Annotated in this window: 10 protein-coding genes; 6 read left to right on the forward strand and 4 right to left on the reverse strand. The window is 66.6% G+C overall.

Features of this window, described 5'->3' with window-relative positions; translation table 11 throughout:
• The 6 genes from AC5RWX_RS25815 to AC5RWX_RS25840 all read left to right on the forward strand — a co-directional run.
• Positions 1–1,359: DUF7847 domain-containing protein (locus AC5RWX_RS25815; protein ID WP_494099129.1), on the forward strand; the 1,359-nt coding region annotated here is incomplete at its 5' end.
• Positions 1,349–2,014, forward strand: a complete 666-nt coding sequence (locus AC5RWX_RS25820; protein WP_494099130.1) for a DUF4129 domain-containing protein — start codon at positions 1,349–1,351, stop codon at positions 2,012–2,014. The genes AC5RWX_RS25815 and AC5RWX_RS25820, both read left to right, overlap by 11 nt.
• Positions 2,011–3,210, forward strand: coding sequence for a DUF4350 domain-containing protein (locus AC5RWX_RS25825; RefSeq protein ID WP_494099131.1), 1,200 nt, complete (start codon positions 2,011–2,013; stop codon positions 3,208–3,210). The genes AC5RWX_RS25820 and AC5RWX_RS25825 overlap by 4 nt, the downstream gene beginning before the upstream one ends.
• Entirely contained in the window at positions 3,207–4,199 is a 993-nt protein-coding gene (locus AC5RWX_RS25830) for an AAA family ATPase (protein ID WP_494099132.1), read from the forward strand. The genes AC5RWX_RS25825 and AC5RWX_RS25830 overlap by 4 nt, the downstream gene beginning before the upstream one ends.
• Entirely contained in the window at positions 4,199–5,491 is a 1,293-nt protein-coding gene (locus tag AC5RWX_RS25835; protein ID WP_494099133.1) for a DUF58 domain-containing protein, read from the forward strand. Before AC5RWX_RS25830 ends, AC5RWX_RS25835 begins: the two co-directional genes overlap by 1 nt.
• Positions 5,492–5,532: 41 nt before the next feature.
• Positions 5,533–6,246 (forward strand): DUF4166 domain-containing protein, encoded by a 714-nt coding sequence (locus AC5RWX_RS25840; protein WP_494099134.1) that lies wholly within the window; start codon positions 5,533–5,535, stop codon positions 6,244–6,246.
• Positions 6,247–6,251: 5 nt separating this feature from the next.
• Here AC5RWX_RS25840 and AC5RWX_RS25845 read toward each other — a convergent pair whose 3' ends face one another.
• From AC5RWX_RS25845 to AC5RWX_RS25860, 4 genes are all read right to left on the reverse strand, one after another.
• Positions 6,252–7,325: a uroporphyrinogen decarboxylase/cobalamine-independent methonine synthase family protein gene (locus AC5RWX_RS25845; protein ID WP_494099135.1), complete on the reverse strand. Its 1,074-nt coding sequence runs from the start codon at positions 7,323–7,325 to the stop codon at positions 6,252–6,254.
• Positions 7,322–7,729: a chorismate mutase gene (locus AC5RWX_RS25850; protein ID WP_494099136.1), complete on the reverse strand. Its 408-nt coding sequence runs from the start codon at positions 7,727–7,729 to the stop codon at positions 7,322–7,324. Before AC5RWX_RS25850 ends, AC5RWX_RS25845 begins: the two co-directional genes overlap by 4 nt.
• Before the next feature lie 96 nt (positions 7,730–7,825).
• Entirely contained in the window at positions 7,826–9,541 is a 1,716-nt protein-coding gene (locus AC5RWX_RS25855) for an ABC transporter ATP-binding protein (RefSeq protein WP_494099137.1), read from the reverse strand.
• Positions 9,538–10,350: ABC transporter permease (locus AC5RWX_RS25860; RefSeq protein ID WP_494099138.1), on the reverse strand; the 813-nt coding region annotated here is incomplete at its 5' end. The genes AC5RWX_RS25855 and AC5RWX_RS25860, both read right to left, overlap by 4 nt.

The raw sequence follows: 10,350 nt of genomic DNA on the forward strand, positions 1-10,350 counted from the left end.
CCCAAAGGCCCCGGCGCTGACGGCGGACCGGGCGCCCGCAGCAAAGGCCCCGGCACTGACGGCGGACCGGACGCCCGCAGCAATGCCGGCGACGACGGCGCGCCTGGCTTCGGCCCGAACGTTCAGCCCGCGCCTCCCACTCATGACCAGGCCGGTTGGGGATCGGCGTCCGCGTGGGGCAAGCAGCCTGAATGGGGTGGCCAGCCGGTTTGGGGATCCAGGCCGGGGCAGCAGCAGTGGGGCACGCCGCAGTCCCCTTACCCGGGTCCGGACTACGGCCAGCAACAACCTTACGGGCAGCCCCGTTACGTAGCCCCACCCAAACCCGGCATCGTTCCCCTGCGCCCCCTGGTGTTCGGTGAAATCCTGGACGGCTCCTTCCAGACCATTCGGCGCAACTCAAAGGCCATGCTGGGCGCCGCAGTCCTCGCCCAGTCGCTCGCAGCCATCCTCGCCGCCGTGATCACGGCTGTGACAGCCACTTCCTTGGTCTCCTTCGAAGCGTGGGCGGAAAGCGCCAGTCCTGACGACCTTGCCTCCCTCGGCCTGGGATTTCTGGCCGCCATCCTGCTGGTAGTAGTCCTGACGCTTTTTATCTCGGCCGTACTCCAGGGCGCCATGGTGGTGCCCGTGGCGCGGTCCATCCTCAACCGCCCCACCGGGTTCAGGCAGATGTGGAGTCTGGCACGTTCGCGGGCCTGGGCGCTGATCCGTCTGGCCGCGCTGATGATGGTGGCCGGCCTGCTCGGGTTTCTGGTGATGGCAGCGGTCGCCGTGGGGTTGGTCGCCGGCATGGAAGGCGCCGGAGCCCTGCTGCTCATTCCCCTGGTGCCTGCTTTTATTGCCGTGTTCGTATGGATTTATATCAAGCTGATGGTGGCCCCTGCCGCCGTTGTCATCGAGGAACTTGGCGCCCTTGATGGCTTGCGCCGCTCCTGGGCACTTACCCGAGGCAACTGGTGGCGGATCTTCGGCATCACCTTGGTGGTGAGCATCATGGTGGGCATCATCGGGCAAGTGGTGATGATTCCGGTGAGCCTGCTGCCAACCTTCCTTGGCGGTTCCATGTCGCCGCATGGCGGCACTGAGCAGGACGTCGCCATCGCCGTTGCAGTCGGCGTGTTCACTGCCGTCCTGGGCGCACTGATCGGTGCAGTCGGCTACGCGTTCCAAACCTCGGTAATGGCGTTGATCTACATGGATCTTCGAATGCGGAAGGACGGGTTGGACATCGCCCTCCTCCGCCTGCTGGAAACCGGCGCCGATCCGGAAGGAATCCCCGGACGCGGGATGACTGCCTCAGGGCAGGGCCCACTTCCCGGGACGGGCGCCGGCGGAGCCTGGCCGAATGTCCGCTGAACCTCCAGTGCTCCCGGGGGCCGAGGAAGCCCGGCGGTGGGCAGCTGAGGAACTTGGTAAACCGGAGTACCGGGACGCTGAGCCGGGTTGGCTGGACTCGCTGTGGCGAAGTTTCCTGGACTGGCTGCTGTCCCTGGACGGGCCGGCCGGCGAAGCGGGCCCGGTGCCGAGCCCGGTCATCGGAATCGTCATTGCGGTAGTCATTGCCGCCGCTGTAATCCTGGCACGACCCCGCCTGAACCCGAAGGCCCGGCAGCGTAAGGAGGTCTTCGAGCCGGACAGTGACATGACAGCTTCCGACTACCGGCTGCGTGCGGAAGCGTCTGCCGCAGAAGGAAGATGGGGGGATGCCGTCGTCGACCGGTTCCGTGCGTTGGTCCGTTCCGCGGAAGACCGTATGGTCCTTGATCCGCAGCCCGGCCGGACCGCGGATGAAGTGGTCCTCGCCTTATCCGTACCGTTCCCGGTGGAAGCCGCGCGCCTTGACATGGCAGCCAGGACCTTCGACGCCGTACGCTACGGAAACTGGACTGCGGGCAGCTCCGATTACCAGGCGATAGCCGGCCTCGACCAAAGTCTCCAGGCGATGAAGCCTGCCAGGAACGTGGAGCAGCAGGATGACGGCCTGCAGCAGGATCCGGCGGCGCTGCCATGACCGGGATGGTCTCCGAAGCTGCGAACACGAAGAGCCACAGCCCCGAAACCGGGATTGCCGTCAGGAACCCGCTTCGGTGGCTTCGCCGGCACCGTGCCCTGGCTGCCGTGGCAGCAGTCGTGGCCGTGGCCCTGGGGCTGGTCATCTGGGGACAGCTCGCCCCCAAGGGCGACGGCGTTTCCTTGTCCGTTAACAACCCTGGACCAGAGGGGGCACGGGCTGTCACCCAAATTTTGGGCCGTCACGGGGTTGACGTCCGGGACGCCGACACGTTCGAAGACGCGATGGCCGCCCTTGCCGACGGCGACTCCCCCACACTCCTGCTGTACGACCGGGACGGGTTCCTGGATGACTCCCGGCTGCGCGAATTGTCCGGCGCCGCGAAGCGCGTGGTGGTTGTATCGCCCCGGCTGCAGACGCTTGCCGCGCTGGACAGCGGGATAAGCCAGGCCGGCGTGGTGCCCGAGGCATCAACAGTCCTGGAGCCCGGTTGCGCGCTCCCGGATGCAGAAGCTGCCGGCGCCGTCTCCGGCCAGTCCGGCTTCGTGTACGACGGCGGGACGTCCTGCTACCGGCCGACGGGCACCGCCGCCGGGCTGCTGACGGTGAGCGGCGACGGGCACGTTTCGGTCCTGGGCAGCACGGCCATCCTCAGCAACGGACGACTCGACGAACTGGGCAACGCCGCCCTCGCGATCCGGACCCTGGGCAGTTCCCCGGACCTGGTCTGGTATCTGCCGTCCGTCGCCGACCTTGAGACGTCCGGTTCCCCTGAAACGCTGGATGAGCTTGCACCGGACTGGGCCCGTTTCCTTGGCCTCTGGCTCGCCCTGGTGGCACTGGCGGCAATCCTTTGGCAGGGCCGGCGCCACGGACCGCTGGTTTTCGAGCCGCTGCCCGTGGTGGTCAAGGCTGTGGAGACTGCAGAGGGAAGGGCCCGGCTCTACCATGACTCGCATGCGATCGAACAAGCCCGCGACAACCTTCGGGCCGGCACGTTGGTGCGGCTGGCCCGGAAGCTGCGGCTGGGGCCAGGTGCCGCCGCGGACGACACCGCGGAAGCGACGGCACGGTTCCTGGGCCGGCCCTCCCCGGACATCAAACAACTCCTGAATGAGCGTCCCCGCAGCGAGGCACGGCTTGTGGCCTGGGCGCAGGAACTGGACAACCTAGAGAAAGAGGTCAGTAGCCGATGAGCGAACAGGGCAGCGGCCCCCGGGTCCTTGACAATACCCACGATTCCGCCCGTCAGGCGCTGCTGGATGTGCGCCATGAGGTGGCAAAGGCGGTGGTGGGGCAGGATGCCACCGTCACCGGACTGCTGATTGCCTTGCTGTCACAGGGTCACGTGCTGCTGGAAGGTGTGCCGGGCGTGGCCAAGACCCTGTTGGTGCGGGCGTTGTCCGCAGCCCTGAGCCTTGACACCAAACGGGTGCAGTTCACCCCTGACCTGATGCCAGGAGACGTCACCGGTTCCCTCGTGTACGACTCCCACAGCTCCGAGTTCTCGTTCCGGGAAGGGCCGGTGTTCACAAACCTCCTGCTCGCCGACGAAATCAACCGGACCCCGCCCAAGACCCAGGCATCGCTGCTCGAGGCCATGGAGGAGCGGCAGGTCTCGGCGGACGGCGTCTCCCGGCCGCTGCCGTCCCCATTCCTTGTAGCCGCCACCCAGAACCCGGTGGAGTATGAGGGCACCTATCCACTCCCCGAAGCACAGCTGGACCGTTTCCTGCTGAAGCTCACCATGCCCTTGCCGGAGCGCCGGGACGAGATGGAAGTGATCCGCCGTCACGCCGCCGGCTTCGATCCGCGTGACCTCGCGGCCGCCGGTGTCCGGCCGGTGGCAGGTGCGTCAAACCTGGAGCGGGCCCGGCAGGCTGTGTCCACCGTTGCGGTCGAGCCTGAAATCATCGGCTACATCGTGGACCTGGCCAGGGCCACGCGGTCGGCACCATCCTTCCAGTTGGGTGTCTCACCGCGTGGTGCCACGGCATTGCTGAACACATCGCGGTCCTGGGCCTGGCTGTCGGGCCGGGGTTTCGTCACACCGGATGACGTCAAGGCGCTGGCCCTGCCCTGCCTGCGGCACCGGGTGACGTTGCAGCCTGAGGCGCAGATGGACGGGGTGCGGGTGGACGATGTTCTGGCCAGCATCCTCGCTTCCGTGCCCGTACCGCGCTGATGGCCGTTTCCGGACGTTTTGTGGTGCTGGTGCTGCTGGGCGTGGTGCCGGTCCTGCTGGTGCCTGGATGGGGAACGGTTTTCCTCGCGGCCGGATCTCTGCTGACCCTGGCAGCCGTGGACCTTGTCCTGGCCGGCTCGCTCCGCCACGTCCGGGTGGTGCGCCGGGAGCCCGGCAACGTGACGCTGCATGGGAGCGCGAACTCTGTGCTTACCATCCGGAACGATGGAAGGCGCCGGTTGCGCGGAACCGTGCGTGATGCCTGGCAGCCCTCCGCCGGGGCACAACTTCCTGTCCAGGACATCAACGTTCCGGCTGGCGAAGTCAGGCGGATGAGTGTGCGGCTGCAGCCTGCCAGGCGCGGAGACCTCAAGGCCCCCCATGCCACCGTCCGCTCCTACGGACCATTGCTGCTGGCAGCACGTCAGCGGACCATTGACTGCCCCGGCATACTTCGGGTCCTGCCTCCTTTTAGTTCCCGTCGGCACCTGCCGTCCAAATTGCGTAAGCTCCGCGAGCTCGACGGCAAGGCCGCCGTCCAGATCAGGGGTGCCGGCACCGAGTTTGATTCCCTGCGCGACTACGTCCGGGGTGACGACGTCCGGTCCATTGACTGGCGGGCTACGGCACGACGGTCTGCTGTAGTGGTGCGCACCTGGCGGCCGGAACGCGACCGGCGCATCGTGATGGTTTTGGACACGTCCAGGACCTCGGCAGCAAGGATCGACGACGAGCCCCGCCTGGATACCGGAATGGAAGCGGCCCTCCTGCTGGGAGTCCTTGCGGAAAGGGGCGGAGACCGGGTGGACTTCCTGGCCTTTGACCGCCGGACGCGGGCCAGGGCGGGATCTGCCGGGCAGGGTAATCTCCTGGGCCGGCTGGTCCAGGCGATGGCCCCGCTGGAAGCCGAGCTCATCGAACTGGACTGGTCGGCCATCCCGGGGCAGGTCCGCGCCGTGTCCGCCCACCGGGCCCTGGTGGTGCTGCTGACCTCCCTGGAGGGCGGCGCGCCTGAGGAGGGCCTCATCCCCACTGCGGTGCAACTTGCCCGCCGGCACATGGTGGTGGTGGCGGCCGTCCGGGACCCCCAGCTCGGAAGGATGCTGCGGGAACGTGACAATGCCGCCGGTGTCTTCCGCGCCGCCGCGGCCGAACGCGCGCTTTTGCAACGGGCAGCGGTCACCGCGGAGCTCCGGCATCATGGTGTGGAAGTGGTGGACGCCGAGCCGCAGGAGCTCCCGCCACAGCTGGCGGATATGTACATCAGGCTCAAGGCTGCAGGTAGATTGTGAAGTCCCTATCGCTGTCCATGCCCCTCACGAGGAGGTCCCCCATGAACTTACCGATCTACCAGCAGGCCCTGGGACCAGACTTCGGCCGGCTGCAGCCTGAACTGCAGGAGTACTTTGCCCTGGTGCCGGGGAGCGGCCAGTACGGCGTGGGCGAGGGCGCGTTCGACGTCGTGGGCTGCCGCCAGGACTGGCTGCGTCCGCTGCTGCGGCTGACCGGCGGGGAGGAAGCATTCTTCCCCGAGTATGGGGAGAACATTCCGTTCCGGATCGAAAACCACGCCCACCAGGATCCCTTTGGCCGCTCAAGCCTCACGGCCCGCCGGGAAATCCGCTTTCCAGGGCGTACCCGGATCTTCCAGGACACCACCAGCGCTGTCAGCGACAATGGGGCACCCCGGCTGGTTGACTACGTGGGGAGGCGTCGTCGGCTGGTGACCGACCTGAACCTGAGCGTGACAGCGGAGGGACGGCTCCGCGGCGTTTCCGAAGCTTCCAGGCTTTTCCTTGGCCCCCTCCGGATCCCCCTTCCAGCCGCCCTGGACGCCAAAGCCTACGCGGAACAGTGGTGGGATCCAACCGAAGGCAGCAATGGAAAGCACCACATCCAAGTCAAGGTGATCCAGCCCCAGGTCGGCCTGGTGCTGGTCTATGCCGGCAGCTTCGACTACAGGTTGCGCGCATACACAGGCGGGAGCGCCGCACAGAGTTTCCTGCCGCGGTACGCGCAGCCGGACCGCTGGGAAAACCGGGTCTGACGCTCCTAGCCCTGCGCCAGCTGGTTCAGCCCATCGGCGAGCTGCGTGATCCGGCCCAGGACTGCCGCAGCATCAGCCGGGCTGCGGCCGGCAAGTCCGGCAGAGGGTGTGACGCGCACAGTGCTGAAGGCCGTCGCCGGCAGGCCCAGCTGGTGCCAGGGACGCCATACCGCGTCGACGCAGTCAGACACCTTCGGCAGGGAGTTCCCGGCCACGTCCAGGGCCCCGATCCACAGGCGTTTATCCGATTCCACGGCTCCGGCCAGTTGCTCCCATTGCCGGGCGGTCAGCGCCTTCAGCGGAACAGCAATGCCGTCGGCTCCGGCCGCGAGGATCTGCTCGAAGGGCGCCTCAATTTCGGGAACAGCAATAACGATCTCGGCGGCGCCGGCGGCCCGCAAAGCGTCCAGGACAACGCGCCAGGACTCCCGCGCCTCGGAGGCCGCAACTGCACGCAGCGTGCGGTAACCGCTGGAGGTGGGAATGGTGCCGGCCAGGACGGCTGCGATGTCAGGCTCATCGACCTGTACTACCAGGCGGGCACCGGGAACCGCGGCCGAGACCCGGGAAAGATACGTGCCGACACCGGCAGCAAGGGAAGCTGCGAGATCCCGCCGGGCGCCGTAGTCGATGAGGGCGCGCTCGCCGTTGTGCAGGTGGAGGCCGGCCGCAAGGCTCAGCGGACCCACCAACTGCACTTTCACCTCAGCAGCCGGCTTCTCCTCCGCACCGGCCACATCGGCCAGGACGTTGATGTCAGTGGCAAGGGCGGAGGCAGCGCGGCGGAAGTCCTTGCCGGGACGGTCCACGAGCCGCCAACCATAGGGCTGGACGTCCACGGCCAGCTCCTCGAGGAGGCAAGCCGTGCGGCCCAGGGCATCTGACCCCACGCCCCGGTCCGGCAGTTCGGCGAGGAATGGCAGATGGGGGCTGCCCAGCTCGCCCCGGATGATCTTTGCCGCTTCCACCGGGTCTTCGCCGGGCCATGGCCCGAGTCCGGTGGCGGTTACTTCCCTCGGCGGCGCCTCGTTCCCGCGCGTTGCTCCGGAACCGGCCTCGTGCCGTTCTCCTGTCCTCACGCGAGTGCTGATGCCTGCGGGTGCTGTCCCGAGGCAGCCTCATGGTCTTCGGCGATCGCCTCGTGATGCCGGATGACCTCACCGATGATGAAATTCAGGAACTTCTCAGCGAAGGCAGGATCCAGATGGGCGTCTTCGGCCAGCCTGCGCAGCCGTGCAATCTGGGCCGCCTCGCGCCCGGGATCCCCTGCGGGCAGCCGATGCGTGGCTTTGAGGAACCCCACCCTTTGGGTTGCCTTGAACCGCTCAGCCAGGAGATAGACCAGCGTGGCGTCGATGTTGTCAATGCTGGAGCGGATGGAGAGCAGCTCAGCCATCACCGAGTTGTCCACCTGGCGGGTCAGCGAACTGGCGGAGGGGTCGTAGTCATCGGAGTCAGGAGCGTGGAGGTTGTGCTGCGTCATGGTCCAAGTCTATGGGAGGGCTCCTGTTTCGACCGGGTGTTAAGCGCCGGTGCCGGTATCCGGCACCGGCGCTTACTGCATGCCCTCGTCAGCGCATCAAATGCCGAGCAGTGCCCGGTGTTCTTCCCGCCGCCTGGCCTGTTCCTGCGGATCCGGTACGGGAAGGGAGGCGATGAGCCGCCGCGTGTAATCATGCTGCGGGTTTCCCATCACCTGGCTCCCAATTCCCTGCTCTACCAGCCTGCCCTTATACAGGACGCCCACCCAGGAGGACAGGATGTCCACAACGGCGAGGTCGTGGCTGATGAAGAGGCAGGCGAAACCGAACTCCTGCTGGATGTCCTTGAACAGCTCCAAAACCTTGGCCTGCACTGAAACGTCCAGGGCCGATGTCGGCTCATCAGCTATCAGCAGCCGCGGGTTAAGGCTGAGGGCCCGCGCCAGCGACGCGCGCTGGCGCTGTCCCCCGGACAGCTCATGCGGGTACCGTCCCGCGTACGACGCCGGCAGCTGGACTGATTCGAGCAGCTCGCCTACGCGTTTGCGCGCCTGCGCCGGGCTTGGCTTCGTGTGGATAACCATGGGTTCGGCGATGCAGTCCCCGATGGTCAGTTGCGGGTTGAACGAGGCAGCAGGGTCCTGGAACACAAAACCGATGTCCTTCCGGAGCGGTTTGAAGGTCCGCTCCCGGAGGTTCAGCATTTCGTATCCCAGCACGCGGAGGCTGCCGCCAGTGGTCCTGTTCAGGCCCGCGATGGCCCGCCCGATGGTGGTCTTTCCGGAACCGGACTCCCCCACCAGTCCCAACACTTCTCCCCGCGAAAGAGTGAAGCTGACCCGGTCCACGGCCTTGAATGCCGGTGTTCCGAGCCTGCCCGGGTACTCGATGGTCAAGTTGTCGGCTTCCACCAGGACTTCCTCATCCTGGTGCGGCCGGGCGGTAAGTCCTTGTGAGGCGGAGTTGTGCCCGAGATGCGGTACCGCGGCGAGCAGCTTTCGGGTGTAGTCCCGCCGGGGTTCCGCAAACAACGTGCGTGCGGGAGCCTCCTCGACGACGTCCCCCTCGTACATCACCACCACCCGGTCGGCGAGGTCCGCAACGACCCCCATGTTGTGGGTGATGAGCACGATGGATGTGCCGTACTTGTCCCGCAGATCCCTGAGCAGTTCCAGGATCTCTGCCTGGACCGTGACGTCCAGTGCCGTGGTGGGTTCGTCGGCAACGATCAGGCCGGGATTGAGTGCCAGCGCCGCAGCGATAACCACCCGCTGCTTCTGTCCTCCGGAGAACTGGTGCGGGTAGTAGTTGACGCGGTGCTCCGGATCGGGGATGCCGACCTTGCGCAGCGCTTCAACGGCCCGGGACTTGGCTTCCCTGGCCGAAACCCGCTTTCCTCCAGTGCCTGAGTGCGCTCGGATGCCCTCGGCGATCTGCCAGCCGACCGTGAACACCGGATTCAGCGCCGTGGAGGGTTCCTGGAAAACCATGGCCACTTCACGGCCACGGATCTGCCGCAGGCGGGCGGCGCTGACACTGATGACGTCAACCCCGTTGATGACCACTGCACCCGAACTGCTGGCCGTTTCCGGAAGCAGGCCCAGAATGGTCTTGGCGGTGACCGTCTTGCCGGACCCGGACTCCCCCACGATGGCGAGCACTTCGCCTTTCCCGACCTCCAGGCTGACATCCTTGACGGCATGGACGGGCCCGCCGTCGGTGGCGAAAGTGACCTGCAGGTGGTCGATGGCGAGAACCGGGCGGTGGCTGCCGTCGGACTGCCGGCCGGACAGAGGGTCGATGTTGACGGTCATGAGGCCCTCAATTCGGTTGCGATGGCAGCAGTATCCACCGGCGCCGGCGAGTTGCCCCGTGTGCTCTTGCGGCCGCGCAGGCGCGGATCATTCAGGTCGTTGATGCTCTCCCCCACCAGGGTCAGGCCCACCACGGTCAGCACGATGGCCAGGCCCGGGAACATACCGGTCCACCAGATTCCGGAGGTGGTGTCGGCGAGCGCCTTGTTGAGGTCGAAGCCCCATTCGGCGGCCGAGCTGGGTTCGATGCCGAAACCAAGGAACCCCAGTCCGGCCAGGGTGAGGATGGCTTCGGAGGCATTCAGCGTAAAGATCAGCGGCAGGGTGCGCGTGGCGTTGCGGTAGATATGGCGGCTCATGATGCGGATGTTGGAGGCGCCCACCACTTTTGCTGACTCTACGAACGGCTCGGCCTTCAACCTGACAGTCTCGGCCCGAATGACCCGGAAATACTGTGGAATGAATACCAGCGTGATGGCCGTGCCGGCGGCGAAAATACCTCCGATGAGGCTGGACTGGCCTCCGCTGATGACAATGGCCATCACAATGGCCACCAGCAGCGACGGAAAGGCGTAGACAGCGTCGGCGATGACCACCAGGATCCGGTCGAGCCACCCGCCCAGGTAGCCGCTGACCAAGCCAAGGGCAACGCCGACGACGATGGACATGGCCACGGCGACGACGATCACCAGGATGGCGGTCTGCGCACCCCAGATCACCCGCGACAGGACGTCGTAGCCTCCTACCGTTGTACCCAATAGGTGCTTGCCGCCCGGGGCCTGCTGGGTGGGGAAGTTGCCGTCGGCGTC

The sequence above is a fragment of the Arthrobacter sp. SPT-J7 genome, assembly GCF_059089965.1.

What these genes read in the sequence shown, in the direction of transcription:
- AC5RWX_RS25820 (WP_494099130.1), top strand. Translation starts at nt 1,349, where the DNA reads ATGTCCGCTGAACCTCCAGTGCTCCCGGGGGCCGAGGAAGCCCGGCGG.
- AC5RWX_RS25825 (WP_494099131.1), top strand. Translation starts at nt 2,011, where the DNA reads ATGACCGGGATGGTCTCCGAAGCTGCGAACACGAAGAGCCACAGCCCC.
- AC5RWX_RS25830 (WP_494099132.1), top strand. Translation starts at nt 3,207, where the DNA reads ATGAGCGAACAGGGCAGCGGCCCCCGGGTCCTTGACAATACCCACGAT.
- AC5RWX_RS25835 (WP_494099133.1), top strand. Translation starts at nt 4,199, where the DNA reads ATGGCCGTTTCCGGACGTTTTGTGGTGCTGGTGCTGCTGGGCGTGGTG.
- AC5RWX_RS25840 (WP_494099134.1), top strand. Translation starts at nt 5,533, where the DNA reads ATGAACTTACCGATCTACCAGCAGGCCCTGGGACCAGACTTCGGCCGG.
- AC5RWX_RS25850 (WP_494099136.1), bottom strand. Translation starts at nt 7,729, where the DNA reads ATGACGCAGCACAACCTCCACGCTCCTGACTCCGATGACTACGACCCC.
- AC5RWX_RS25855 (WP_494099137.1), bottom strand. Translation starts at nt 9,541, where the DNA reads ATGACCGTCAACATCGACCCTCTGTCCGGCCGGCAGTCCGACGGCAGC.